Raw genomic sequence first — 25,247 nt, forward strand, 5'->3', positions numbered from 1 at the left:
ATTTAGAAATGTTTGAAACAAATATATAAAAACAGGATAAATATTTAGATTTTCGGGATGTTTAATTCAACCTTAAGCGTTAGAAAAGACAAGCTCTTTTTATTTTGTGAGGCACGAGCAAAATGAAATGTGCTTGACTGTGCGGTTGGCTTTTCAGAGCTTGTGTACAACGGTCTCGTATAACCGTCAGTTACGGGTTAATATGCGTTAATTTTCGGTTAAGAACTGGCGTTAGCAATTCCGAGTGGATTCGGACGTAGTCGAATCCGCCGTAATTGCGGTTATACATTGTTAGCCACTGGCTTTTTTCAATTCCATATTTCTTTAATTCTGTCAATCCAGTTTTTTTTAGTTTGTTCAGTTTTCATTCTCAACTTTTTAATCGGATTAAAGTCAACTTCGTAAGCGGTTTCAATGATTCGCTTTTACGGTTTGTAAATTTTTCCATTTTCGTCCTCAATAAACGGATAGCAATAAACTGTATTTTTGAATCTCGGATTGTCGATTGGTATTTCAAATTTCATAATGGCTTTTTTGATAAAGTCCATTTCAAATCCGTTATTCGATAGTTCCTTTTCAAGTATTCCACGTAATTTTTTCAAATCCGCTTTTAATGGTTTAATATCCGTTTCTTCAGGTTCAATTTCGCTATTCAGAATGTCAATCTCGATTTCTTTTACATTTTTGTCACGAGCTATGAAATTCAACCAGTCCGCCATATATCCACCATCATAGTATCCGAGTGTACTCAAATAACTCAACGCTAAATTTCCTGGTATTCCATTTAAGTTTCTCGTTTTTCCCATCGTTGGTTTTAGCTTGTGGCTAACGTTTATGTATAAGGATAGTTGCGGGTTTGTATGCGAGGATTTTCCGAAGGAAAATCAGATGCAGGCAAACACGAAATTACCTTTGATTAAGTACTAAACCGCAATTATTTTTATACGGTGTTGTAGGTAGTTTTTATTTTTCATTCAGTTTGTCAAAATATTTTTTCCGATAAAACTTATTTACATCTCTTTTTATAGTGTCCGTTTTTGATTTTCGAACATAATATTCAAAATCAGAGTCAGTTTTCTTAAACAAGGAATCTCCAATATTCAGTTTTTCGTGTATGAAAAAAGGAATTTGTTTTTCCCATTTATTGTCAATTAAAATCGGCCTTGTTCGTCCGTTATCTTTGTCAGATAATAAGTTGGTTATTTTTCCAGAGTATGAGTCATTTCGTATATTTTTATATTCTTTTTCAAGAAAACTCTCCGAATTGTTCTGAATTAATGAGATAGAAATAATTACAATAAAAATTGGAATAAACACCAATGCAAGACTTTTTCGGATTGTTCTTTCCTGTTTTTTCAATTCATTCTTGTTTTCCATTCTCGTTGGTCAAATTACCTACAACAGTTTTGTATAAGATTAGTTGCGTGGTTTAGCAACGAATTTAGCATATACAAACCGAATAGAAAATCCGCGAGGATTTTCGTAAGTAGGCTTGCACTAGCAATTAATTTTATACGTTGTTGTGGCACGTTATTTTTTTATTTCATTAAATTTCCATTCATAATTGTCTTCCATTAAGCCTTTAAAGTCGGACATTATATATTCTTTATATATCTCATCTTTTGGATTTATGTTTTTCCAGAAAATAATATTCTTTTCAATGTCGCCATATTTTGAAAATGTGATATTGAATTTTCCTGTAATCGGATTGTAATTTTCAAGTTCTACAATATAGAACCTCTGAACTCTCATCATATTATCAACAAAGTTTGGCGTAATTGCCATATTAACTCCTTTGTATTGAGTTTGAATACTTGGATACATTAAAATATCAGTTGCCAAATTATGTTTTGCGTTTAAAGTCCGATGTGCAATACTTGCGGACAAAGCATAACTTTCATCACTTATGAAGGCGGAATGTAGAAATTTCAAATATTCAGCTAATCCTGCTTTTCTGTCCTCACCCAGTTTGTTTTCAAAAGGTTGTTCCAATTGCTCTATTTCAGATTCTTTTAAAACGCCAAAATTATTTTCCTGATGAAGTTCGGTTTGCAAGAATGTTTGAAAAGCAAATTGTTGTTCTGAATCAATTAATTCCCATTTTGAGATGCAAAATTTTCTTTGTTTGTAATCTGAATCTCTAACAACTTCCATTAAAGCTGTCATAGGGTTATTAGAACAATAAAATACTGGACTTTTTGGGAAGTTACATCGATTAAATCCAGTCAGATTTATAGGTGGATAGCTATGTTCTGAAAACTGGTTAATATTCGAGAAAGAATCTACTTCTCGTACTCTAAATATTGGCAAATTAAAGTCCGAAGTCTTAAACAACTTGAAGATATTAGGCAAAATTTCGAATTCATTAAATATTATTTCTTCAACTTTTTTCAAGAATTCATCAGAACTTGTAAAGTCATTGATTTTTGGCCATTCAACTTTCTCCAAACGCTCAATTGACGCTTTGGCTTCCTTTAATCTTGGAAAGTTGTCAAAATTCTCACTCATTTTGTTCTAATGTGCCACAACGTTGTTGTGTATGATTTCGTTGCGTGTTACAGCAACTAATTTAGTAAAAAAACAAAGGCGATAATTCAGCGCGAGGATTTTCCGAGAGGAAAATCAGAAGCAATGAATTATACACGTTGTTGCCAGTAGTTTTTATTCTAATTCAATTATTTCTGTTTTCTTTTCATTCAAATGTACTTCAACATTAAATTCAGGTTTCCATTTGAAATCGGGATTATTCTCACTTTCAAAACTGTAAATTGTCCAGTAATATATATTTCCGTCTGCCGAAACACTTTCAAGATTTGAACTTGATTGCTCTTTAATCCTTTCTATTTTTCTTTTAAGTTTATTAATATGTTTGTCCGAATCAAATATTTTTTGGGCCTCAATTATTCTTTTCATTTCAGCAATAGTTTCCTTCCGAAACTTTTTTTCTGAGTCAATTCCGTGGATACTGTCCATTTTTTTCCAAAGGTTAGAATTAACAGTATTCGCACTATCAACTAGTTTTTGAGAAACCATACAAGCAGCAACTGGATAGATTTCAATTCCCCATCTTTTCCCAACGAACTCCCTTGCTTTTTGATGAGTGTACATTGGCAATCCATAAGTCAAAAGTCGGTCAGAATTCTCTTTTTCTTGAGAAAATACAGTTAGACTTGTTAGAAAAAACAATATGTAAACGGTTTTTTTCAAATTACTGGCAACGGTCTCGTATAACCGTCAGTTACGGGTTAAAGTACGCAAATTTTTCGATTTAGAACTGACTTTAGCAATTCCGAGTGGATTCGGACGTAGTCGAATCCGCCGTAATTGCGGTTATACATTGTTGCCAGTAGTTTTTATTTCACCGACTTACTTATTCAGCTTTTGTTTTGATTGAAGTTAAAATATCAATCCAATCTTCTTTTTTATTAACTCTTAAATCTATTAGATCATATAAATTTTGTTCGTCAATATACTTTATAGACAAAACATCAAATCCGAAGTCAAACATTCTCGTTTCTAATTTGTTGCTCACAATTTTATCTATTTGAATAATCTTTTCAGCAGTTTTATTTATTCCTGTATAATATTTGATTTTTAATTCATTCGGTTCAGCATTGTATTCAATCAAATGGTTTTTCTGTTTGTAAAAGAGAAATAGTGAAACTATTAACCACAAAATGAGATAATAAATTATAAATCCGAATTCTAAATAATTTTGACTTAATACATAGATTATTAAGACAACTAACAACATCGTAGGTACAAGAAATTTATTTAGTAATATTTTATTCTTTAAAGTCATTTTCGGTTAAGATTCTATTTTCTTATTTAAATATAATTGTGATTTTCGGTTACTATTCCTTCAATTCAAATTGACTTTTAGCTGTTCCGTTAAATTACTGGCAACGGTCTTGTATAACAATCAGTTGCGGGTTGATTAAAAACTAAGATAGCTAATATTACCGACTTTTATGCTTGCGCGGTTGTGTCCGCAGGACACAAAGCCGCAATTGTTGTTATACGTTGTTGTAACCAGTACTTATGGCACAATGCTTAATAAATCTGTGAACATTTCTGTGAATTCGTATCTGTCTGTTCCATCGTCGTTATACCTTTCCACTTCTCGAATTTGTTCTGTTGTCATAAGTGTCCAATAGTTTTCAAGAACATTCTGTTTTCTTGATGTCTTTTCTGCTGCTATTAAGACTTTTGCATCACAAGTATCAGTAAAATTAAATGTGCTACCTGCTGGTAAATTCAAAACATCAAGATGTAGATAATTTTCAGGTTCTCTTTTTAGGGTTAAATATGCTTTTATACCATTATTTCGTAACTCTTGAATTTTATCTCTGTTTTGTTGCTCTTCATTTGTTCCTAAATCAGAATCAAGCATTACGCAATAAGGAATAGCAAATTGGTCAATTAGACGAAGAGTTGTCCAATGTTTTAAATTTCCACAACCACCTATTGGAACTAAAGCAATTCTTTTTTCCTCAAATGTATGAGTAATATATCCGCCATTTTTTAATTGAGTTGCTGTATGATTTATAAATGTTACATCACTTTTGCCTTCTATAAGTAAAATCGCATTTGCATTTTTTGAAATCGGGTCTGCTAAAACTCCTAAAGTATTTGCAATTTTTTCAAATACATCATCAGTACCTAATTCAACTGTTCTGTCGTTTCCATTTTTTTGAATAAAGCGTAAACTTTCTAAAGGTAATAAGCCTGCAAGAGCAGGTGTGTGAGTTGTCAATATTATTTGTGAATTTCCAGTATTTGATAATTCCATAAATGCTTGAATTAACATTTCTTGATGGTCTGGATGTTGAGAAGTTTCAGGTTCTTCAAAAGCAAATATTATTTGATTTACGCGATGTTGTGCTCTCAATCTTTCTGCTTCGGCTCTGAAAAAATTTAATAGAATTAATCTTCTAATTCCACTTCCTCTTTTATTTATAGGAATCTCTTCCTCTGATTTTATTGTTAGTTTGAATTGAGAGTCAAATTTAGGTTCGGTTTTAAATTCTGGGATTAATTCATTTGCCAAATCTGGCGACATTTCTTTTAATTTAGCAAGTGTTCTATTTGCTGTATCAATAGCCTTAACTCTGACTTGTTCTTTTATGTGTTCAAGTTCGGTAGTTAATTCAGATAAAGCTTGTTTAACAGCAATTTTCATTGGGTCGGTTACTTCCTTATCATCATCTTTACTCTGTCTGTCTGATTGAAAGAGTGCATAGAGTGGTAAATATGACTTTAAAGTATCGTAGACTTTTTTAGTATCTTCTTTGTCAACTAACAATGCAGTTTCTTCAAGTTCAAGATTACCAAATGAATCTCTTATTGCTTGTCTGATAGATGAATTAATATTTCCATTATAATTTTCTTCTGCTATTCCTAAATCAGTAGCTCTCTGCTTCAGTTCAGCTCTTTTAAGATTCAGTAAATCATTTCCATTAGCAACACTTGGATGATTGCAAATAATAAAAACTTTCTCTTTTGGTTTTGCAGCAGTTGCAGCAAAAACTTTTTTTATTTCAAGTTTGTTTTGTGCATTTAATAAATGTTCAGCTTGTAAAGTTGTTGGATTTGCTGCATCTATTATTAACTCATCAGGAAAATCTGTAAAAACACAAGTTACCTCAATTTTGTTATTGTCCGCAGTAATATTTAAATCGTCTTTTTCGCAATTTACAAGTGAATTGTTGAAGAATATTTCTAAAGCTTCTAAAATTGTTGATTTTCCAGCATCATTTTTTCCGATGAATGCAGTTAGTTTGGAAATTGGTATAATCGTTTCTGTTTGATAACCTCTAAAATTTTTGATTTTTACTGTTTCTAATATCATTTGCAGGTTTTTTCTCGTATTGGTTACAACGTGTTTGGCTATGGTTTCGTTGCGTGAAAATCCGCGAGGATTTTCCGCCGTAAACCGAAGATAGCAAATTTGCCAGGACTTTCCGCAAGGAAAGTCAGAAGCAATGAACTATAGCCGGTGTTGTAGTGCGTTTTTTTATTCAATTATATTTTTATGAATAAAAGTGTTATAAATTTGATTTTTATAATTCTTTTTGTCAATCAAAGTGTCTTTTCGTTTTTTAAAGTCAATATCAAAAATTCCATAATCAGATTTAACAACTTTAACTTCGTAACAGTCATTTATTTTAATACCTAACCTTTTAATACCATTTTCTGTTAAGTCTTTTATTTTATGGAAAACAGTGTCATTTTTAACAAAGTAAAAATAGACAACATCTTTTCGAGTGGTAGTTCCTTTTGAGGAATTAGGCAATAATTTTTCTATTATTCCATATGTTGTAAACGAGTCATTTTTTAATTTTTCTTGTCTGTTTTGTCCATTAAAATATATCAGAACAAAAAGAGGTAAGGCAAACAGCAAAATATATCCGATTTTTTTAAGAGAACTAGTTTCTTTCTTTTCTTTTTCTCTTTTCTTTTTTGCCATATTTAATATTCAATTTCTTTCAGTTTTGAGTGAGTTCAGAATGCACTACAACGGCCTTGGCTATGATTTCGTTGCGGAAAAATACGCAGGATTTATTCCGTTGTAGCTCAAAGATAGAAAAAAGGATGGAATTTTCGGTAGAAAATTCCGCCGCAATGAATTATAGCCGTTGTTGGCTAAAGTACCGACACGCTCTGCTTGGCACGCTCTGTTATGCCGTCCGTACAATTTTTTCCACTTTACTCTTTTTCCGTCCACTTTTTATGTCTAAAAATCCGCTGACTTATTTTTAAAACTGAGACTTCAAATTCTTTTTTTCTTCTACTTCAAATTTTTGATTTGACCTTCAATCCGGCTAATCTTTTTTCCGTTTCTTTATTTTTATTCAATTCAGCTTTCTTGTCAGCGTTGTGTTTTTCATTCGGCGTAATGCTTTTCAATTCCGCTGTTTTCTTTTTAAGTCAGTTATTTCTTTTAAGAACTAATTTTTGTTTTTTACTTCATCTTTTCAAGCAGTCAGATTCATTATTTTTCCGCTTTGCTTTTCATTCCGAGGTATTTTTGCCAACGGCCTTGGCTATGATTTCGTTGCGGAAAAATACGCAGGATTTATTCCGTTGTAGCTCAAAGATAGAAAAAAGGATGGAATTTTCGGTAGAAAATTCCGCCACAATGAATTATAGCCGTTGTTACCTAAAGTAGCGACACGTTCTGCTTGGAAGGTTCTGCTTTGCCGTCCAAATAATTAATTTCCGCTTTACTCTTTTTCCGTCCACTTTTTTATTCGGCAATGCGCTGATTTATTCAAAAAACGTAGATTTTAATATCTTTTTTTCGTCTATTTCAAATTTTTGATTTGACCTTAATTCTGTTTAATTTTTAAATTCGCTTTTTATTTTTTTGCACGATATAGTTTTATTAATTTTTTTCAGCGTAGCGCTATTTCATTCCGCGTTGTGCTTTTCAATTCCACTGTTCTCTTTTTAAGTCAGTTAAATTTTCAAACAGTCGGATTTATCATTTCTCCGTTCCGCTTAAGATTCCGAGCTATTTTAGGTAACGGTCCCGTATAACCGTCAGTTACGGGTTTAAAGTTAATGATTTTCGGTTTAGCACGGACGTTAGCAATTCCGAGTGGATTCGGACGTAGTCGAATCCGCCGTAATTGCGGTTATACATTGTTGTAGCACGTTATTTTTTGTTTTTATACAGTTCAATCGCTTTTAAATAATTCATTCCGCCACTCTTTGTTTGGTCGTTCAAAAACCCATTCAATTCAGGTTGATTTTCCGCAATCCAATTTACAAGTTTATCTCTGTTTTTAACAAATTCCTCAACGTTAAATGATGCAGAAGTCCTATTGATATTTTTTATTTTATTGCCCTCAAATTGTATGATTTCGTCTGTGATAATAGGTTCGTGATGAAGAAAGGAAATTCGCTTGTCCGTTTTTGAAATTTTAGCTTTTATAATTCCATTTTCTTTTTCGATTTTGAGTATTTTGTAAGTCGGTTGGAATACAGAGTCCCATTTTACCCATTCAGCATATTCATTTTCGCTATATTTCTGTTCAAATCCGTCGTCAATGGTCGTAAATCTCTCCGTGATTAATTCAGTCGTTTTTGAAGGATTTGAATTGTCAATTGCAATGTAGAATTTTTCAGCAATTTCCAATTCATCAATTTCCTTTTCAGAATTTTTGCAGGAAATAATTCCGATTGTTATGAGTAATAAAAGAACTGTGAATTTATTCATTTTACGTTTGGTTGGTCATAATGTGCTACAACGGTCTCGTATAACCGTCAGTTACGGGTTAATATGCGTTAATTTTCGGTTTAGAACTAGCGTTAGCAATTCCGAGTGGATTCGGACGTAGTCGAATCCGCCGTAATTGCGGTTATACATTGTTGTATGTAGTGTATTTTTATTATTTAGATTTTTCAAAACTTGAGCGTGAATTTCCGTCGGGTGTCATATCGAGATATTTTCCATTTATCCAAAAGAGTCCATTCCCGAATTCCTCAAAATCGATACCGTTTTCATTATAACTATTCCATTCGCTAAACTCTATTTTACAATAACCATCATTACTTCTTTCCCAAGTTCCATTTTGTTTTAACATTATACTGTCTTCTTTATAAAAGTGTTCGAATGTTCCATCTTTATTTAGCAATAAATAATTTTCGGCGTTTGGATTATTTTTACAAACAAATTTTCCAGAAATATCTTCAGGACAAGACCTTAAATTCAAACAACTATTCAAGATAAGGGATGAAATAATTAGAGAAGTAATTTTAATAGATTTCATTTACAGTTTTATTTATGGTGCTTGAGTAACATTACATACAACGGTTTGGCTATGATTCCGTTGCGAGTAAAATCCGCAGGATTTTCCGAGTAGGAATCATAGTTTGATAAATGTAGGAATAAATCATGAAAATAACCAACTGAAGCAATGGATTATAGCCGGTGTTGTAGGTAGTTTTTATTTCAACGATTCCAAATATTTTTTTCTTTTAAATCCGTTGTAATCATCGATTAAAACTCCGAAGTCCGTTTTAAAAAATATCGAGTCAGAGTCAGCTTTTTTTATTACGGAATCTCCGATTTTTAGTTTGTCAAATAATTCTCTACTAACAATTAATTCAGGTCCGTTTTTTAGGTAAATCTTATTTCCCTTTGTCGGGTGTTCATCTTTCTTGGAAAAGAGTATTGCATTAAATTCAGTTTTTTTAAAGTCCAAGTAATCCTTTTTTACAAAGAAATCAGTATTTAAAAACCAAATCAAAAGTCCGATGATAATTGCAAAAATACCTAGTAAATAAAATCGGATTTGTTTAAAATTAATGTCAGACATTTTGTTTTTCAAATTACCTACAACGTTGTTGTATAAGCTTTGTTGCGTTGTTTAATCAATGAATTTACTAAATAAAGCACGAACTGCGAAATTCCGGAGGAATTTCCCAAGTGAGCTATAACTAGCAATAAAGTTTATACGGTGTTGGCAGTAGTTTTTTATTTTTCATTAAATTTATATTCTCTAAAATGCCAGCCAGTATTATATTCTTCAAATCCGTAATATTTTATTTTCCTTTTTTTTAGCTCCTGTTCAAATTTCTTATAAGATGAATTATAATTACTTAAAATTTCAATAGTCTTTTTTGTTTCGGTGTAGATAACAATGGAATTACATTTCCAAAGATATTTTCCAAAATACACTTCAGATGTTGAAAATCCTTGAATCTTATTATAGTTTATTTTACTGTTTTTCAACTTGTGAAGTTCAAAAACAGTAAAGAAGTTCCCTTCAAAACGAATGATTTTTATATAATACAAGAAATTATAAATCAAATGAAATGAAAAGAAACCAATAAAACTCAAAAATAGAATCCCTTGTATTAGTAGTTCAATTTTAAAGTCGACTGTAAATTTGTATATTCCATAGATAAATACAGTTAAGAGTCCTAAACCAAAAATTAATTGTAGTAAAGGAAAAAATAATTTCGGTAAATATCTTATTTTCAATTTGGTTCTTGGTTTAAATTACTGCCAACGGTCTCGGCTATGAGTAGTTGCGTGGGTTAGCGGTTAACTTTGCAAGTACACACCAAACTGAAAATCCGCGAGGATTTTCAGAAGTAGGCGAGAACAAGCAATTACTTATAGCCATTGTTGTGCACTGGCTTTTATTTTTTCATTTATTCGGTCAAATTTCTTTTCTCCGAGTTCAGTTTTTATCAGTTCAGAATTCTGTTCCACCAAGTTTTGTAAAATCAGAAATTCAGTTTGCTTTTCATTCCAAAATTCAGTCGGTAAGCTCAACACTGCCTGTAACAAATCGCCCTCATAAAGGTCGCCTTCCGCCAAAATATTTAATTCCAGCTTTTTGATTGCAAGTTCAGCCAGATATTCAATTCCGATTTTTTGTGAAATCAAAAGTCTTAATTGCTCAATTGTTAAGTCCTTAATTGGAATTTTTCTGTATTTATGGCAATTAATTACAAGATTAGATGGAAACTCAATTTCATCTTTCCAATAATCGTTTTCTAATTGTTCAATTGATTTTGAATTAGTTTTCATTCCAAATTTTTTCGAATTCCTCTTTTGTGATTTGAAATTCAGAGAATTCAATCAAATCTAATTCTTGGTCTCCAAGTCCGCCAAACTCATCTTGCAATTTTGTTTGGTCGTATTTAAGTACTTTTCCGTTTTGATAAACCTCAATTTGTTTTGTTGGAAGTCCAGATTTATCGGTCTCGAAATACCAAATAGATTTTCCCCAACTATCAAACTCATCTCCTCGAGTTTCGTCCCAATTTCTTTTAAAGTAATTCATTTTTCAGCTTGTGCACAACGGTCTTGTATATGAAAAGTAGCGGATTTTTATGCACTTACTTTTCGATTTGGTACTGACGTTAAATTTATGAAAACCACTTTGATTTAAGTACTTAAACCGCTATTTTTTATATACGTTGTTAGCCACAGTACTTTTTATTTTCCTTTCGAGGTCAGTTGTTCGTTAAAGTCCAATGCAAGTTCAATCCAATGTTCAAAGTCGTTTTCTTGTTTCAAGTTTTCTTCTTGGACGTGTATGTAACCTTTGTAATTCCGTCCTCTCATCACAACAGTTGAACATCCTATTTTTCTGACTTCTTGTTCGTGCAATTTAGGGTCAATTCTGCACATCATTCTTTTTGGGCCGGCAGTCAAACACATTTTTCCGTTAACCATAAATGCCAAACTGCCAAACATTTTCTTTTCCTCAACATTAGCCAAATGTTCGAGTGAACTTCTAATTCTTTGAGCAATGTTTTCGCTGTATGCCATTATTTTTTCGGTGTGTTTTTGTCAAACGTAAGCGTATCGAAGTAGATATGCAGTGAAGTCAGTTTACCGTCCTTTGCAGTCCAAAATTCCGCTACATCTCCAGAAATATGCTTTCCATTTGGGAAAATGTAGTCGTAATTGGCAATCACACTTGCATTGTTGCCATCAATTATCATTCTTTTTATTCGCACGTTTTGATATAGTCTCGAAAATCGAGCGATAATGTTTACATAGGTTTCTTTTCCTTTGTTTATATCTTCCTTTTCCATATTGTCGGCTCTAAATTCAAAGTTGTCCGAGATTACGGATTCCCAACCTTCTTTTTTTGCAAAGCCCCTGTAATATGTTTCCAATAGCTTTTTTGTAGTCGTAGAATTTGTCATTTTTTTAATCTTTAATTAAAGTTATTGCATTTTGCAAGTTCAACAAATGTACAAAAGTTATTGTAAATTGCAAGTGCTTTAATATTTTTGTGGAATGAAAAAAAATAGGTCGGACTGTCCAATCAGTTGTTCATTGGACGTTTTTGGGGATAAATGGTCTTTGTTGATAATCAGAGATATAATGCTCCGTGGAAAGTTGTCGTACAGCGAATTTTTAAAATCGGAAGAAAAAATCGCGACAAATATTTTGGTCAATCGATTGAATATTCTTGAGTCCGAAAATATTCTTTCCAAAAGCGTATCGCCTGAAAACAAGTCAAAATTTGTTTACAGTTTGACTAAAAAAGGCATTGACTTGCTTCCGATTGTCATTGAAATTATGGATTGGGGTGCAAAGTACAATGAAAACTGTCCAAGAAGGGAACTTGGCAAAAAAATCGAAGTGGATAAGTCAAAAGTCATTACCGATTATCTTGAAAAACTAACTGAAGAATTTGGTTAGCCTGTTCATTTTTTGCGTATTGTGGCTAACGGTCTCGTATAACCGTCAGTTACGGGTTAAATTAGCGATTATTTTCGGTTTAGAACTGACGTTAGCAATTCCGAGTGGATTCGGACGTAGTCGAATCCGCCGTAATTGCGGTTATACATTGTTGGCTACAGTTTTTTTAATTCCATCATAATTTTTCATTCAAATCTTGTCTTCCAACTATTGTCACTATTTCAACAATGTTTTCATTGACTTTATAGAAAATACTATCAACTCCACAAACGCAACGTCTGTATCCTTTTTTTATATAGTCAACAGATTCAAAGGAAAAAGGACGTTCAGCAATAATATCAAAATATTCGAAAAAAGACTCAAAATATTTGTCCGCTTGGGTCATTCCAAATTTTTTAACTCCGTAATGGTGAATCCGAATCAAGTCATTTTTCGCTTCATTTGTCAGTTTGTATTTAGCCATTTAGCAAAGACTTTGATTGAGCTAAAATACTTTCTTTACTGTCATTCGTAAACCCACTGTTTTCAGCTTTTTCGATTTTAGCTCGAATCCAGTCAATTTGAACTTGCTGTTTTCTTGCTTGTCTAATCAAATCGTTAACTAATTCGCTTTTGCTAGAATATTCTTTATTGTCCACTTGGGCTTTTAACCATTCATCGTTTGGTTTTGTAAAAGATATACTTTGTCTTGACATAATTTAATTGTTTGATGTAAATATACACCAAAAATGAATCGTTTCCAAATTGTAGCCAACGGTCTCGTATAACCGTCAGTTACGGGTTAAAGTACCAAATTTTTCGGTTTAGCACTGACGTTAGCAATTCCGAGTGGATTCGGACGTAGTCGAATCCGCCGTAATTGCGGTTATACATTGTTAGCAAACGTTTTTTATTTTCCGATTTTATAAATAAATTCATTGTCCGTTATATTTATAGAAACCCATTCTTGATTGTCTTCATAAAATCCGTGAAATCCGAATTGTATAGTCTTTTTCCAGTCTGTAAAATTTTTTTCTGCTTTTCTTTTATTCGCAAAATTTAAAAGTCCGATTGAAATAATTGTGTCATTCGATTTGCTCACATAACTAATATATTGTCTATTATATTTATGGAACTTTTTAATCACGTTTTTCGGTTTTTTCAGTCTCTTTTTTATAATCGACTTGTCTACATTGAAACTATCTAAAACATTAGTTCTATACTCATAATATTTTTCAGATAATATTTTTTCAGCTCTTTTTATTTCAGATAGATTCGGTGTGTGCGCTTTGTTATAATTCGGTTCTACAAAAGGATATTTAACCGAAGAGTCAAAAATCACACCTTGTCCGTTGTAATATTCTTTCAGTTCAATTATTTGAAACGAAATTAAAATTAAACTTAAAAATGCAATTATGAAAAATATCAGTTTCATTTTGTTCTCAAATGTTTGCTAACGTTTAGTATAACCGCAGTTACGGATAAATATACGAGGTTTTTCGGTTAAGCACGGAATTTAGAAATTACGTGTGGATTCGGACGTAGTCGAATCCGCCGTAATTGCGGTTATACATTGTTGTGGTGTCGTTTTTTATTTTCGTTCAAATATTAAATTCGGGCCGTCAACGTAAGATTGTCCTAAAGTCATTTTTTTATTAGTCAAATCGTAAGTCCATTTTGAGTTGTTGATTTTTACCAATAATACTTTTGGGTCAGTATTACCACCTAAATGGTCTTCCCCAAAAAAATACTCATATTCTCCATTCGTGTATCCTGCATTATCTCCACCAGAAACAACAAGAATTCCGTTTGCTTTAAAATTGTAAATGATATTTTCATCCGAATAGTCAATTGAACCTTCTCCTTCAATTCCATAAAATTTAGCTTCGGTTAATTTCCAATTTCCGATTATTTGATTTGAAATGTCATCGTCATTCGAGCAACTTGAAATTAAAAATCCGATTAATAAAAGTGTCAGTATTCTTTTCATAATTTCTTTATTTTTGAGATGAATAATTTTCTGTATAGTTGTGTTTAAATGCACCACAACAATTGGATAAACTCCCTAAGGGAGTTTATATCCTTTATATCACAAATCTAACGGATTTTTTATAGAATCAAAATTATTTGTGGCCACATGTGTGTAAATTTCTGTCGTTTTAGTAGAATTATGACCTAATAACATCTGGATATATCGCAAATCTGTACCAGACTCCAATAAATGTGTAGCAAAACTATGACGCAGTACATGTGGCGAAACCTTTACTAGAATACCTGCCCGCTCCCCTGCACTACTCACTATTTTAAAAACACTATTCGCATGGTATTTACGACCCTTCATTCCCTCAAACAAATACTCCTTAGGTTGGTACTCCTTATAATACAACCTTAAATCTACCAACAACTTTTTAGACAACAATGTGTACCTATCCTTGTTACCCTTAGCACCAACAACACGTATCACCATTCGCTTGCTATCAATATCCTCAAGCCTCAAATTCAAAAGCTCACTACGCCTTAATCCAGCCGAATAAAGTAAACTCACTATACACTTATGTTTTAAATTATTAGTCGAGGCTATAACCCGAAACACATCCTCCTTAGACAAAACAACAGGTAACTTCTTTTCTTTCCTAGGTCGCTCTATTTCATAAAACCTATTAGGCATACCCAAAACAATTTCATAATAAAACTTAATACTGTTAATAGCCTGGTTAATATAAGAAGTAGAATGATGCTTCTGTATTAGCATTTGAATATACCTTCGTATATCAAACTCATTCAAAGCATCTATTTCTTTACCTTTATAATAATTAATAAAACGCTCAAAACAAGACACATAAGTCTTTACCGTATTGTTTGCATATTTTTTTAATTCCAGTTTCTGTAAATAAGAAGGCGGACAAGCCCTATAATCATCAGGCAAAGCTCTTTTCCTATACCAAGAAACATCAAACTCTTCATCCAAATTCTTAGATCTATTAGACCCAAAAAAATACTTGCCATTAACCCAAGCAACACCCTTAAAAACAGTAAAAATACTAGTAAGATTATTAGAAGTATTAGCTATATAATACATGCTATACTCCTCAGACCATTGTAAACCAGGTAACTCCCGTATCAATGCATTCAATACCTTATCCGAATAAAACTGCAAACCAATATATTTCTTATTATCTAGCAATAAGTGCCTTAAAGTAATATGCTTTTTAAAATCCATAACCAATAATACTAATAATCAACATTTTAACCGTATATTAAGCGTATAATAAACGTATAACTATCAGATAGATATTCGCTAGCCATGAAAAAGAAAAAAACCTGTAAAGCATGTAACAAACTTTTGTCTGGCAGATCAGATAAAAAGTTCTGCGACACCTATTGTAAAAGCTCCTATCACTACCAAAAATCAATAGAAGAAAAACCAAGTTTCTATACCAAAGTAGATAAACAACTAAAAACAAACAGACGCATTTTAAAAAACTTCAATCGTGCAGGAAAAGCAACCGTAAGAAGTGAAATATTAATAAATAAAGGATTTAACCCCAATTTCTTTACCCACTATTGGAAAAACAAAAACCAAGACGTCTATTTATTTGTATATGAATATGGCTTCCTAAAGAAATCAGAACATGGGGCAGAAAAATATGTCCTGGTAAAATGGCAAGAGTATATGACAAAAAAACAATAGAAAAAACAAAAGCCAAATCGTGAAATTTGGCTTTGTAATTAGGTCCTTAAAAATAAAAACCTGTATATATATAAAAACTAAACTATATAATAATCTAAAATACTAAAATTGTAAATCTGCAATAATATCAAACGCATCATAAATAGCTTTGTCCTTCAAGTCATCAAAAAAGCTAGTAGAACCATAACGAACATTAAAAACAGATCTGTCTATATTTAATGCAGCATTAGCCTTATTACCATAAACCGAAAGATCAAAAGTGATGCTCTCTGTAATACCTTTAATAGTAATATCTCCTGTAACTTTATATGAATTCTTACCGCTTACTGCAACTTTAGTAAATACCAAACTTGCCGTAGGGTACTTTTCAACACCAAAAAAATCATCCGACTTTAAATGCCCTTCTAATTGGCCTTTGTATTCCCCTTCTAAATCGGTAACCGTTATACTAGGCATATCCATTACAAAAGCACCACCTGTTAGTCTATCTCCATCAAAGGCAAGATGCCCAGAGCTAATAGAAATCAAACCCTCGTGAGCGCCTGTTACCTTATAACCTTTCCAAACAACCTTACTCTCCCCTACTTTAATTTCTTTTTTATCTCCTTCTATGGTAGTAAAAGAAAATGTCATAAATGCTACCAAAACAATAGCTGCTAAATTTTTAATGTAATTTTTCATTTGTATCTGTTTTTCTGTTAAATATTAAAGCACAAATATCCAACATATCACAAACACGCAAAATGAAGTAGTTTATAAAAGAAGATTAAACTAGATTAACTTTTATTTTTCTAAAGAAAGTTGACGCTTTATTTTACTCAAAAATTCTTTAGTAATTCCTAAATAAGAAGCAATCATATACTGTGGTACACGCTGCTCAATCTTAGGATAAGTATCCTTAAAAATACGATAACGCTCCTTAGCTGTTAAACTAAAGTTTCTTATAATTCTTTTTTGAGAAGCAACAAAAGCACGCTCCGTAATCTTTCTAAATAATCGCTCTAACTTAGGAATCTCTTGGTACAATACCTCCAATTCTTCATAACGAAATTGAAGAATCTTCGTGCTCTCTATACACTGCACATGAAAATCTGCAGGACTTTGTGTTATAAAACTTCCCAAATCAGAAGTCCACCAATCCGCAATAGAAAAACCAACTATATGCTCCTGCCCTGCCGCATCAATATAAAAAGTTTTAGTACACCCCGAAAGTATAAAATTTACACTTTTACAAACATCTCCTTGTTGTACAATATATTGATCTTTAAGATAATTTCTTTCAATTATTTTCGAAAAAAGCAAGGCTTCCTCCTCCTTACTTAAAGTAATATAATTACCTATATAATCTAAAAAAGGCTCTTTATTCATGTGTATATACTAAAGATAGATGCTACTAAAAATTCCATTTTACCCATGCAATGTAATAAATAAAAACAAACAGAAAAAAACCACCCTATTGCAACAAGTACTACAAACAAACCTGCAACTAAAACAATATATAAACGCATATTTACTTAAAGCTGACAAATATCATTTTGCCATTAAATATAAAACCTTAAATTTACAGATATAATTAACCAAAACCCTTATTTTACAGTAACACATCAATTTAAGCATGAGAAAACATATTTTAGTACCAACAGATTTTTCAGAAAACGCATGGAGCGCAGCACTATACGCTTTAAAATTATATGCAAACACACCATGTACCTTTTATTTCTCACATGCTTTCACCTTTCTTAATACAGGAACAAGAACACAGGTTCCACAAAGTCAAATAGACCCCCTAGTTGAAAAAGAAAAAGAACAGCTTATAGAAGTGATGAATCGTGCAAAAAAAGAAAGCACAAATAGCGATCATGAATTTGATACCATCTTTAGCTTCGGTTCCTTAATGGACTCTATTAAACTAGCAAATAAAAAATATAAAATAGACCTTGTAGTAATGGGTACCAAAGGGGCAACAGGGGCAAAAAAAATACTATTAGGTAGCAATGCCGTGGCAGTAATAAACAAAGTAAGACGCGCACCACTTTTATTAGTACCTAGTAAATGTAAATACAAAGCACCTAAAAAAATATTATTCCCAAGTGCCTTTACTAGATTTTTTGGCGAAGAAATTCAAAGCATCAAAGAACTAGCAGAATTACACAACTCATCTATAGACGTACTACATATTAATGCTAAAGAAACACTTTCAGATATTCAAAACGCCAATCTAGACATGCTAAAAAACTACCTAGAAGGCTTGGAGCTAAACTTTAACTGGAGAACAGACTATAAAACAAAAGCCTATGCTATTACAGACTTTATTAAAGAAAACAATAGCAATATATTAACCATGATTAATTACGAACATAGCTTTATAGAAAACCTAGTAAAAGAACCAGTAATTAAAAGACTAGGATTTAATTCAAAAATCCCATTCATGATAATCCCTCGTAAAAAATAAAAAACACTACTTAAACCATACAAAAACGCTCTAGCCAAAAAACTAGAGCGTTTGTATTTATAACCAAATTCATATACAGTGTTGTAAAACGTTTTTTATGGGATAAGTTTTTTCTTTACCAACCGAAATTAGGTCTAAAAAATTAGATATTATTAAAGCTAATATTCTTAAAGAGCTGAATGGATTACCAACCAAAGTAATAGAGTTATTATTTAAACTCATTCAAAGTGAAGTTAATTCCAAATCTGTTTTCATCTTCGATTAAGGCTTTAAAATTCATGTAGTTATATGCTACTTGAAATCTAATTTGCTCGTTATTTCTTTTAGAGAAAAGATGTATTTCTGTTATATCGGCATTAATTTGTTTTATCAATGCGATATTACCGTCACTTATAGAGCGTAACTAGTTATCAATCAAAACCTCTATGAATTTTGGTTTATTCATATTTATTAATTTTTAAATAAAAGCAAGTGGGTTTCAAATTTTATTGGTTTCATTAAATACTTAACAATACTACTCATTAAGCCAACTAAAACTACCTGATTGCGCGGTCATTAGTCATCCACTGATAAAATTCTCCGCTCACATGCGATTTTTAAATTGGAGAGAGGTTTTGCAAATATTTCATTCTAGTCAATGCTTTAAGAGTTAGCTAATATTATCCGACTAACTCAAACAGTTTTCGCATCCCTTTTAGGGTATCCTGAGCATGACACTAAATAGAATTCTTTATCTACACGTAAACTTTCTCCATTTTTTTATTTCATTATATATTCCACTCTTTATTCCTCTTTCCTCACCTCTCCATCACGCTTCAATGTTTACAACATGCAAGTGTATGGCACGTTGCGTTGACTTGGGGAAGGCATATATGGTAATCTATACAATTCTAAGACTTTCCAAATAAGCACATACCAAGCAATGTGATATACATAATAGTATAAAGAATAAACAAACTAAACCTTACAATCCACTACCCCAACACCTACTGGCTTATCAAAAGCATACATCTCGTTTTCTATAAGCTCATAATACCTAAAACCAACCACAGCAATACCAACATGCTGCGGAAACAACACATCCTCCGGTACCAAAGTAAAACTAGAAGCCCCAGCCCCTAGCTCCAAAAAATGAATACTAGAATACACCACCGAAGATTCCAAGCCCTCAAAATCAAAGTCTAAAACCCCCAAACAAATCCCTAAATGCGTAGCCGTATTTGGCGCCGGAAACAAACTCGCATTAAACCCAGAAACCGTCAATACCTGTGTATTCCAATCAAACACAGCTTGGTTTTTAAAAACACCAACCATCGGCTGGTGAACCAAAAAATCAAACCGCTTTAGCAAACGCCTCCCCTTAGCTGTTTGTAAACCAGCCAACACCCTACGCTTCCCTCGCTCAGAAACACCATCCAAAGCCTTTATCTCCAAAAACAAACGCATCATCCTAGAGTGAAATCCCTTCCCCTTTATACCATAAAAAACATCCCGCAAAGCTAACCTAAAGGCTTTCTTCACCTTACTACAATGCCCAAACTCACTAGCATTCTCACGAACACGCTGCATACTAGCTTTCGTTTTAATAGCCTTACCATTAAAACCACCACCAGCCTTTCTAGCATATGCAACCCCTTTAACCATATAAAAGTTCACATCACCTATAGTACCCGTAACCTTAACCAATCCTTTTTGTCTAGCCATAACACTACTAAAATAATGAAAACTAAACAATTACGCAATAGGTATAGCGTATCTATAGCGTATTAACCCCGTACATACTACATAGTAACCCCGTATACACTATAAGGAATACATACTAATAAAACACACCCCCAACATTAAATAATTATTAATATTTTAACTATTAAATAAAAAAACACCATATAAAGACAATATATTTTAATATTTACAAAATATTTTTGCTCAGTTTTATATATATTTGATTCAAACATTTAATAGCATCATAAATTTTACCAGCTCTAATCAATGAAACTAAACCACAGCTATTCAAAAAGACTTCTAATTGTCTTAGTACTATTCTTTGCAGTAAACTTCAATTATTCACAAGACCGAAACCTAGGACTTGCCGAAACATTCTTAAGTCAAAAAGGAGAGCTTACATTTAGCTTTCAAGTTAATTCTCCCGAAGAATTAGAACAATGGACAACGCAATTATCAATTCTAAACTTCAATCCAGAAACCAACACAGTCTATGCTTGGGCAAACACACAACAATTTAGACAGTTTCAAACACAAAACATTAGATTTGAAATAGATGTAAGTGACAATACTAGCACGGGTATTGTAATGTCTAACCAATTGCCAGAATCAGCAAGAAGAGGTCCTTACCCCTTAACTTTCCCGCTTACTGCATATCCTACTTACGCAGATTACGCTTTACAAATGCAAGAATTTGCAAACAACCACCCAGATATTTGTGAACTTGTAGACATTGGAGGAACTACAGAAGGTGCTGCAGGTGGAAACAAAAGACTATTATTTCTAAAAATATCAGACAATATCGCTACAGATGAAGCAGAACCTAAAGTAATGTACACTTCTTCTATACATGGAGACGAAATTACAGGCTACCCTTTAATGCTTAACCTTATTAATTACTTTATTACAGCATATAAAGACACAGGTCATGCAGATCATTATAGAATTAAAAACTTAATAGACAATGCAGAAGTATGGATTAACCCAATGGCTAACCCAGACGGAACCTATTATAATAACGCATCAAACACCTCGGTAGCTAATGCAAGAAGAGCAAACGCAAATGGTTTAGATTTAAACAGAAATTACCCAGACAACGTAAATGGTCCGCACTCCAACGGGCATACTTCATACGAGCTAGAAACACAACATTTTATGAACTTGGCTAGCAACACGCACTTTGTACTATCTGCCAATTTCCATGGAGGAATTGAAGTAGTAAACTACCCCTGGGATAATACCTATGATAGGCATGCAGATAACAATTGGTTTATGCTAGCCTCTCGAGAATATGCTGACAACGCACAAGCAGACGGACCTAATGGATATATGGACGACCTGGATAATGGTATTACACACGGTGCTGATTGGTATCGAGTGTATGGTGGTCGACAAGATTATATGAATTTTACGCATCAATGCAAAGAAATTACAATAGAGCTATCTAATACTAAATTAATTCCCTCAAGTCAGTTGGTTAACCACTGGAATTATAATCGTGAAGCCTTAATCAAATACTTAATACAAGGTACTTATGGTTTTCAAGGTAAGGTAAAAGATGCACTTACAGGAACACCTATAGAAGCCACTATTAAATTAGTTGGTCATGATGCGGTTAATTCTCATACCGTAAGCACTCTTCCGCATGGAGATTTTTATAGACCTGTTTTTGCCGGAACTTATGATATCTTAATTGAAGCAGACTGCTACCAATCTGTAACACTATCAAATCAAACTATTGCCAATTATCAAACTATTACCCTTTCAGATGTCTTATTAACTCCACTTACTGCTAGCCCACCTACTAACCTGAGTACTTCCGGAACAAATGCAAGTGCTACAAATGCATCATGGTCTGCTGCAACTGCAGATAATTTTGATATAAGATATCGCATACTTGGTGAACCCACGTGGACAGAAGTACTAAATGTTTCTAACCCTTATCAAATTATAGGGCTAAACCCAAATACTACTTATGAATTTCAAGTAAAGGCATACTGTGCTTCTAACAGTACAGCATATTCTGCTTCTAAAGAATTTACAACTACAGCTCCTATTCCATGCTCAGGAACAGCTGTTTCTGCATTTCCTTATACAGAAAGTTTTGAAAATGATTTTGGTCTATGGAGCCAAGGTGCTTCCAACCAAATTGATTGGACACGTTTTTCAGGATTAACGCCATCTAATACTGGATCAAACCCGCCTAATACTACAGGACCAAGTGCTGCTTCTAATGGTAACTTTTACCTTTATACAGAGTCTTCTGGCTCTGGAAACAACAAAAGAGCTTACTTAATAAGTCCTTGTTTGGAATTAAACGGCTACCAAAACTCACAGCTAACTTTTGACTTTCATATGTTTGGTGCAAACATGGGAACACTATCTCTTGACGTAAGTACTGATAATGGCGCTACCTATTCATCTCTGTTTAGTAGATATGGAAATCACCCAAATCAAAATGCTAACGCAGACCCTTGGATTACTCAAACAGTAGACCTTTCTGCTTATGATGGACAAACTATTAAATTGCGTTTTAACGGACTTACTGGTGCTAATTACACTAGCGATATTGCAATTGACAACTTTAAAATTACTGCTAGCATCCCTCCTTCTCAGCCACCTACCGCTGTTTGTCAAGATATCACAGTACAACTAAACAATTCAGGTTCTGCAACAATCATAGCACAAGATGTTAACGCTGGCTCAACAGATGATGTAGCTATCACAAACTATAGTATCGATATAGATACTTTTGACTGTACCAATATTGGCTCTCCTGTTAATGTAACGCTTACAGTCACAGATGCAGACAACCAAACAGATAGCTGCATAGCTACAGTTACAGTAACTAGACAAGATGAACCTACAGCTACTAACTGCTGGGATAACTACGTATTCAATACAAACAGCTGTACTTGGGAAAACCAAGGAACCCAACCTACAGAACCTACAGCTACTAACTGTTGGGATAACTACGTATTCAATACAGATACCTGTACTTGGGAGAACCAAGGATCACAACCTACAGAGCCTACAGCTACTAACTGCTGGGATAACTACGTATTCAATACAAACAGCTGTACTTGGGAAAACCAAGGAACCCAACCTACAGAACCTACAGCTACTAACTGCTGGGATAACTACGTATTCAATACAGATACCTGTACTTGGGAAAACCAAGGTACACAGCCTGCAGAGCCTACAGCTACTAACTGTTGGGATAACTATGTATTCAATACAGATACCTGTACTTGGGAAAACCAAGGTACAAAGCCTACTGAACCTACAGCTACTAACTGTTGGGATAACTACGTATTCAATACAAATACCTGTACTTGGGAAAACCAAGGTACACAACCTGCAGAGCCTACAGCTACTAACTGCTGGGATAACTACGTATTCAATACAGATACCTGTACTTGGGAAAACCAAGGTACACAGCCTGCAGAGCCTACTGCTACTAACTGTTGGGATAACTACGTATTCAATACAAACAGCTGTACTTGGGAAAACCAAGGTACACAGCCTGCAGAGCCTACAGCTACTAACTGCTGGGATAACTACGTATTCAATACAAATACCTGTACTTGGGAAAACCAAGGATCACAGCCTACTGAACCAACAGCTACTAACTGCTGGGATAACTACGTATTCAACACAAACAGCTGTACTTGGCAAAACCAAGGATCACAGCCTACAGAGCCTACAGCTACTAACTGTTGGGATAACTACGTATTCAATACAAATACCTGTACTTGGGAAAACCAAGGTACACAACCTACAGAGCCTACAGCTACTAACTGCTGGGATAACTACGTATTCAATACAAATACCTGTACTTGGGAAAACCAAGGAACACAACCTACAGAACCTACAGCTACTAACTGTTGGGATAACTACGTATTCAATACAGATACCTGTACTTGGGAAAACCAAGGTACACAGCCTACTGAACCAACAGCTACTAACTGCTGGGATAACTACGTATTCAATACAAATACCTGTACTTGGGAAAACCAAGGTACACAACCTGCAGAGCCTACAGCTACTAACTGCTGGGATAATTACGTATTCAACACAGATACTTGTACTTGGGAAAACCAAGGATCACAGCCTACTGAACCAACAGCTACTAACTGCTGGGATAACTACGTATTCAACACAAACAGCTGTACTTGGCAAAACCAAGGAACACAGCCTGCAGAGCCTACAGCTACTAACTGCTGGGATAACTACGTATTCAACACAAACAGCTGTACTTGGGAAAACCAAGGTACACAACCTACTGAACCTACAGCTACTAACTGCTGGGATAACTACGTATTCAACACAAACAGCTGTACTTGGGAAAACCAAGGTACACAGCCTGCAGAGCCTACAGCTACTAACTGCTGGGATAACTACGTATTCAATACAAACAGCTGTACTTGGGAAAACCAAGGTACACAACCTACAGAACCTGTAACAGCATGTTGGGAAACAGCTACCTTTAATGAGGTAACTTGTTCTTGGGAGATATCAAATGATGGGGACACTATAAATCCAATATGTCATGTACAAGACATAATAATCGAACTAGATGAAAATGGATACGCAACTATAACACCAGACCAAATAGATAACGGGTCTACAGATAATTGTGGAATTGAAACCTACTCTGTATCACCTAATACTTTTGAAACAGGAGACATTGGAGAAAACAATGTAATATTTACTATTACAGATTACAGTGGAAATTCCTCGCAATGTAATGCTACAGTAACAGTCAACGAATACACCCTAAATAACCAAGAATTTAACTATAACAACCTAAGCATACAACCAAACCCATTTAAAAATTACGTAGAAATAGTACTACCTAACAACCAAGCATTAGATCTTTTTCAAATATTTATATACGACCTAAACGGAAGACAGGTCTATAAAAAAATACTAGAAAATGAGAATGGAAAGGTTTTGGTGAAAGGTTTAGAGAAATTAGAACAAGGCCCTTATTTTATAAAAATACAGAACAAAAAAAATGGCAACATTGTAATAAAAAAACTAATCAAATTTTAATAAATACATAGTGGCAGGTGATTTAACCTGCCACTTATTTTTTATTACTAAACACAAACAAATCAACACTATATCTATTTTATTTGCATTTTATAGAATAAAACCATAATTTAACATAAGTAATTAATAGTTAAACTTTTACACATTAACTAAAACAACTTAAC

28 protein-coding genes are annotated in these 25,247 nt (G+C 33.3%); 4 read left to right on the top strand and 24 right to left on the bottom strand.

What is annotated here, in order from left to right; genetic code table 11:
* Positions 1-425: 425 nt before the first annotated feature.
* From DU428_RS08430 to DU428_RS08500, 15 genes are all read right to left on the bottom strand, one after another.
* A complete protein-coding gene (locus DU428_RS08430) occupies positions 426-806 on the bottom strand; it encodes a hypothetical protein (RefSeq protein WP_113966816.1) in 381 nt (126 codons plus the stop codon).
* Between the two features lie 157 nt (positions 807-963).
* On the bottom strand, positions 964-1,377 hold the full coding sequence (locus DU428_RS08435; protein ID WP_113966815.1) for a hypothetical protein: 414 nt from the start codon (positions 1,375-1,377) through the stop codon (positions 964-966).
* A gap of 153 nt (positions 1,378-1,530) precedes the next feature.
* Entirely contained in the window at positions 1,531-2,508 is a 978-nt protein-coding gene (locus tag DU428_RS08440; protein WP_113966814.1) for an RES domain-containing protein, read from the bottom strand.
* 153 nt (positions 2,509-2,661) lie between these two features.
* On the bottom strand, positions 2,662-3,207 hold the full coding sequence (locus DU428_RS08445; protein ID WP_123796505.1) for a hypothetical protein: 546 nt from the start codon (positions 3,205-3,207) through the stop codon (positions 2,662-2,664).
* Between the two features lie 163 nt (positions 3,208-3,370).
* The gene (locus tag DU428_RS13425) at positions 3,371-3,802 is read right to left on the bottom strand and encodes a hypothetical protein (RefSeq protein WP_110476496.1); all 432 of its coding nucleotides are present in this window, start codon (positions 3,800-3,802) and stop codon (positions 3,371-3,373) included.
* A 237-nt stretch (positions 3,803-4,039) separates the two neighbouring features.
* Complete coding sequence (locus DU428_RS08455; RefSeq protein WP_113966812.1) at positions 4,040-5,851, bottom strand: AAA family ATPase; 1,812 nt, start codon at positions 5,849-5,851, stop codon at positions 4,040-4,042.
* A gap of 165 nt (positions 5,852-6,016) precedes the next feature.
* A complete protein-coding gene (locus DU428_RS08460; protein WP_113966811.1) occupies positions 6,017-6,469 on the bottom strand; it encodes a hypothetical protein in 453 nt (150 codons plus the stop codon).
* 1,191 nt (positions 6,470-7,660) lie between these two features.
* Positions 7,661-8,224: a hypothetical protein gene (locus DU428_RS08465; protein ID WP_114436832.1), complete on the bottom strand. Its 564-nt coding sequence runs from the start codon at positions 8,222-8,224 to the stop codon at positions 7,661-7,663.
* Positions 8,225-8,396: 172 nt separating this feature from the next.
* Positions 8,397-8,777 (bottom strand): hypothetical protein, encoded by a 381-nt coding sequence (locus DU428_RS08470; RefSeq protein ID WP_113966562.1) that lies wholly within the window; start codon positions 8,775-8,777, stop codon positions 8,397-8,399.
* 177 nt (positions 8,778-8,954) lie between these two features.
* Entirely contained in the window at positions 8,955-9,326 is a 372-nt protein-coding gene (locus tag DU428_RS08475; RefSeq protein WP_113966561.1) for a hypothetical protein, read from the bottom strand.
* 158 nt (positions 9,327-9,484) lie between these two features.
* Positions 9,485-9,994 (bottom strand): hypothetical protein, encoded by a 510-nt coding sequence (locus tag DU428_RS13430; RefSeq protein ID WP_113966560.1) that lies wholly within the window; start codon positions 9,992-9,994, stop codon positions 9,485-9,487.
* A gap of 135 nt (positions 9,995-10,129) precedes the next feature.
* Positions 10,130-10,549, bottom strand: coding sequence for a contact-dependent growth inhibition system immunity protein (locus DU428_RS08485; protein ID WP_113966559.1), 420 nt, complete (start codon positions 10,547-10,549; stop codon positions 10,130-10,132).
* On the bottom strand, positions 10,539-10,805 hold the full coding sequence (locus tag DU428_RS08490; RefSeq protein WP_113966558.1) for a hypothetical protein: 267 nt from the start codon (positions 10,803-10,805) through the stop codon (positions 10,539-10,541). The genes DU428_RS08485 and DU428_RS08490 overlap by 11 nt, the downstream gene beginning before the upstream one ends.
* 155 nt (positions 10,806-10,960) lie before the next feature.
* A complete protein-coding gene (locus DU428_RS08495) occupies positions 10,961-11,296 on the bottom strand; it encodes a TfoX/Sxy family protein (RefSeq protein ID WP_113966557.1) in 336 nt (111 codons plus the stop codon).
* The gene (locus DU428_RS08500) at positions 11,296-11,679 is read right to left on the bottom strand and encodes a nuclear transport factor 2 family protein (RefSeq protein WP_243633475.1); all 384 of its coding nucleotides are present in this window, start codon (positions 11,677-11,679) and stop codon (positions 11,296-11,298) included. Before DU428_RS08500 ends, DU428_RS08495 begins: the two co-directional genes overlap by 1 nt.
* A 94-nt stretch (positions 11,680-11,773) precedes the next feature.
* On the opposite strand from DU428_RS08500, the gene DU428_RS08505 reads away from it, so the two are divergent.
* Positions 11,774-12,181, top strand: a complete 408-nt coding sequence (locus tag DU428_RS08505) for a winged helix-turn-helix transcriptional regulator (RefSeq protein ID WP_113966556.1) — start codon at positions 11,774-11,776, stop codon at positions 12,179-12,181.
* A gap of 175 nt (positions 12,182-12,356) precedes the next feature.
* Here the strand turns inward: DU428_RS08505 and DU428_RS08510 are convergent, their stop codons facing one another.
* From DU428_RS08510 to xerA, 5 genes are all read right to left on the bottom strand, one after another.
* Entirely contained in the window at positions 12,357-12,644 is a 288-nt protein-coding gene (locus tag DU428_RS08510) for a type II toxin-antitoxin system RelE/ParE family toxin (protein WP_113966555.1), read from the bottom strand.
* Complete coding sequence (locus tag DU428_RS08515) at positions 12,637-12,876, bottom strand: ribbon-helix-helix domain-containing protein (protein WP_036118677.1); 240 nt, start codon at positions 12,874-12,876, stop codon at positions 12,637-12,639. Before DU428_RS08515 ends, DU428_RS08510 begins: the two co-directional genes overlap by 8 nt.
* A 194-nt stretch (positions 12,877-13,070) precedes the next feature.
* Positions 13,071-13,595, bottom strand: coding sequence for a hypothetical protein (locus DU428_RS08520; RefSeq protein ID WP_072353292.1), 525 nt, complete (start codon positions 13,593-13,595; stop codon positions 13,071-13,073).
* A 156-nt stretch (positions 13,596-13,751) separates the two neighbouring features.
* Positions 13,752-14,150, bottom strand: a complete 399-nt coding sequence (locus DU428_RS08525) for a lipocalin-like domain-containing protein (protein WP_113966554.1) — start codon at positions 14,148-14,150, stop codon at positions 13,752-13,754.
* 99 nt (positions 14,151-14,249) lie between these two features.
* Positions 14,250-15,380 (bottom strand): site-specific tyrosine recombinase/integron integrase, encoded by a 1,131-nt coding sequence (xerA, locus tag DU428_RS08530; RefSeq protein WP_113966553.1) that lies wholly within the window; start codon positions 15,378-15,380, stop codon positions 14,250-14,252.
* An 84-nt stretch (positions 15,381-15,464) separates the two neighbouring features.
* Here xerA and DU428_RS08535 point away from each other — a divergent pair, with 84 nt between their 5' ends.
* Entirely contained in the window at positions 15,465-15,851 is a 387-nt protein-coding gene (locus DU428_RS08535; protein ID WP_072352192.1) for a hypothetical protein, read from the top strand.
* A gap of 102 nt (positions 15,852-15,953) precedes the next feature.
* Here the strand turns inward: DU428_RS08535 and DU428_RS08540 are convergent, their stop codons facing one another.
* Both DU428_RS08540 and DU428_RS08545 read right to left on the bottom strand, forming a co-directional pair.
* A complete protein-coding gene (locus tag DU428_RS08540) occupies positions 15,954-16,532 on the bottom strand; it encodes a YceI family protein (protein ID WP_072352191.1) in 579 nt (192 codons plus the stop codon).
* A 102-nt stretch (positions 16,533-16,634) separates the two neighbouring features.
* Entirely contained in the window at positions 16,635-17,219 is a 585-nt protein-coding gene (locus DU428_RS08545) for a Crp/Fnr family transcriptional regulator (RefSeq protein ID WP_072352190.1), read from the bottom strand.
* 247 nt (positions 17,220-17,466) lie between these two features.
* On the opposite strand from DU428_RS08545, the gene DU428_RS08550 reads away from it, so the two are divergent.
* Positions 17,467-18,303, top strand: a complete 837-nt coding sequence (locus DU428_RS08550) for a universal stress protein (protein WP_072352189.1) — start codon at positions 17,467-17,469, stop codon at positions 18,301-18,303.
* A 208-nt stretch (positions 18,304-18,511) separates the two neighbouring features.
* On the opposite strand, the gene DU428_RS13435 is transcribed toward DU428_RS08550, so the two are convergent.
* On the bottom strand, positions 18,512-18,676 hold the full coding sequence (locus DU428_RS13435) for a hypothetical protein (RefSeq protein ID WP_165839155.1): 165 nt from the start codon (positions 18,674-18,676) through the stop codon (positions 18,512-18,514).
* Between the two features lie 584 nt (positions 18,677-19,260).
* Complete coding sequence (locus DU428_RS08555; protein ID WP_113966552.1) at positions 19,261-20,007, bottom strand: hypothetical protein; 747 nt, start codon at positions 20,005-20,007, stop codon at positions 19,261-19,263.
* Positions 20,008-20,292: 285 nt separating this feature from the next.
* On the opposite strand from DU428_RS08555, the gene DU428_RS08560 reads away from it, so the two are divergent.
* On the top strand, positions 20,293-25,083 hold the full coding sequence (locus DU428_RS08560; protein WP_114436837.1) for a M14 family zinc carboxypeptidase: 4,791 nt from the start codon (positions 20,293-20,295) through the stop codon (positions 25,081-25,083).
* The last annotated feature ends 164 nt before the right edge of the window (positions 25,084-25,247 follow it).

This window comes from Oceanihabitans sediminis (assembly GCF_003337215.1).
GTDB classification, from domain to species: domain Bacteria; phylum Bacteroidota; class Bacteroidia; order Flavobacteriales; family Flavobacteriaceae; genus Oceanihabitans; species Oceanihabitans sediminis.

Bases quoted from the DNA above. Each gene is read 5' to 3' on its own strand.
- DU428_RS08430 (WP_113966816.1), bottom strand. From the start codon at position 806: ATGGGAAAAACGAGAAACTTAAATGGAATACCAGGAAATTTAGCGTTG.
- DU428_RS08435 (WP_113966815.1), bottom strand. From the start codon at position 1,377: ATGGAAAACAAGAATGAATTGAAAAAACAGGAAAGAACAATCCGAAAA.
- DU428_RS08440 (WP_113966814.1), bottom strand. From the start codon at position 2,508: ATGAGTGAGAATTTTGACAACTTTCCAAGATTAAAGGAAGCCAAAGCG.
- DU428_RS13425 (WP_110476496.1), bottom strand. From the start codon at position 3,802: ATGACTTTAAAGAATAAAATATTACTAAATAAATTTCTTGTACCTACG.
- DU428_RS08455 (WP_113966812.1), bottom strand. From the start codon at position 5,851: ATGATATTAGAAACAGTAAAAATCAAAAATTTTAGAGGTTATCAAACA.
- DU428_RS08460 (WP_113966811.1), bottom strand. From the start codon at position 6,469: ATGGCAAAAAAGAAAAGAGAAAAAGAAAAGAAAGAAACTAGTTCTCTT.
- DU428_RS08465 (WP_114436832.1), bottom strand. From the start codon at position 8,224: ATGAATAAATTCACAGTTCTTTTATTACTCATAACAATCGGAATTATT.
- DU428_RS08470 (WP_113966562.1), bottom strand. From the start codon at position 8,777: ATGAAATCTATTAAAATTACTTCTCTAATTATTTCATCCCTTATCTTG.
- DU428_RS08475 (WP_113966561.1), bottom strand. From the start codon at position 9,326: ATGTCTGACATTAATTTTAAACAAATCCGATTTTATTTACTAGGTATT.
- DU428_RS08485 (WP_113966559.1), bottom strand. From the start codon at position 10,549: ATGAAAACTAATTCAAAATCAATTGAACAATTAGAAAACGATTATTGG.
- DU428_RS08490 (WP_113966558.1), bottom strand. From the start codon at position 10,805: ATGAATTACTTTAAAAGAAATTGGGACGAAACTCGAGGAGATGAGTTT.
- DU428_RS08495 (WP_113966557.1), bottom strand. From the start codon at position 11,296: ATGGCATACAGCGAAAACATTGCTCAAAGAATTAGAAGTTCACTCGAA.
- DU428_RS08500 (WP_243633475.1), bottom strand. From the start codon at position 11,679: ATGACAAATTCTACGACTACAAAAAAGCTATTGGAAACATATTACAGG.
- DU428_RS08505 (WP_113966556.1), top strand. From the start codon at position 11,774: ATGAAAAAAAATAGGTCGGACTGTCCAATCAGTTGTTCATTGGACGTT.
- DU428_RS08510 (WP_113966555.1), bottom strand. From the start codon at position 12,644: ATGGCTAAATACAAACTGACAAATGAAGCGAAAAATGACTTGATTCGG.
- DU428_RS08515 (WP_036118677.1), bottom strand. From the start codon at position 12,876: ATGTCAAGACAAAGTATATCTTTTACAAAACCAAACGATGAATGGTTA.
- DU428_RS08520 (WP_072353292.1), bottom strand. From the start codon at position 13,595: ATGAAACTGATATTTTTCATAATTGCATTTTTAAGTTTAATTTTAATT.
- DU428_RS08525 (WP_113966554.1), bottom strand. From the start codon at position 14,150: ATGAAAAGAATACTGACACTTTTATTAATCGGATTTTTAATTTCAAGT.
- xerA (WP_113966553.1), bottom strand. From the start codon at position 15,380: ATGGATTTTAAAAAGCATATTACTTTAAGGCACTTATTGCTAGATAAT.
- DU428_RS08535 (WP_072352192.1), top strand. From the start codon at position 15,465: ATGAAAAAGAAAAAAACCTGTAAAGCATGTAACAAACTTTTGTCTGGC.
- DU428_RS08540 (WP_072352191.1), bottom strand. From the start codon at position 16,532: ATGAAAAATTACATTAAAAATTTAGCAGCTATTGTTTTGGTAGCATTT.
- DU428_RS08545 (WP_072352190.1), bottom strand. From the start codon at position 17,219: ATGAATAAAGAGCCTTTTTTAGATTATATAGGTAATTATATTACTTTA.
- DU428_RS08550 (WP_072352189.1), top strand. From the start codon at position 17,467: ATGAGAAAACATATTTTAGTACCAACAGATTTTTCAGAAAACGCATGG.
- DU428_RS08555 (WP_113966552.1), bottom strand. From the start codon at position 20,007: ATGGCTAGACAAAAAGGATTGGTTAAGGTTACGGGTACTATAGGTGAT.
- DU428_RS08560 (WP_114436837.1), top strand. From the start codon at position 20,293: ATGAAACTAAACCACAGCTATTCAAAAAGACTTCTAATTGTCTTAGTA.